This window comes from Pseudomonas sp. 2995-1, from assembly GCF_002742505.1.
GTDB lineage: Bacteria > Pseudomonadota > Gammaproteobacteria > Pseudomonadales > Pseudomonadaceae > Aquipseudomonas > Aquipseudomonas sivasensis.
Map to the genome: position 1 here is coordinate 1 of NZ_LJSA01000515.1, position 284 is coordinate 284.

A 284-nucleotide genomic window follows, 5' to 3' on the forward strand; every position below is an offset into this window, starting at 1 on the left:
ATGCATCAGCAATCACCTATTGGTTTATTTTTTTCGTAACGGTGTATTTTGCAATGAAGGTAAGACCATTCACAGAATTTCAGTTGTTTAGATCGTTTGAAGCGATATCTTTTATAACGTGGAAGGAGATCCTTCTCCTTGGACTTCCTATTGGTTTAACTATTTTCTTTGAAACCAGTATTTTTTCTGCGGTAACTTTATTGATGAGTAAGTTTACAACTGAAATTATTGCTGCACACCAAGCCGCACTAAATTTTGCAAGTATTTTTTATATGGTTCCATTA

At 33.8% G+C, this 284-nt stretch carries 1 pseudogene; it reads left to right on the forward strand.

The window, feature by feature from the left end:
* Positions 1 to 284: pseudogene (locus tag AOA61_RS31940) on the forward strand (hypothetical protein); the annotation flags it as partial.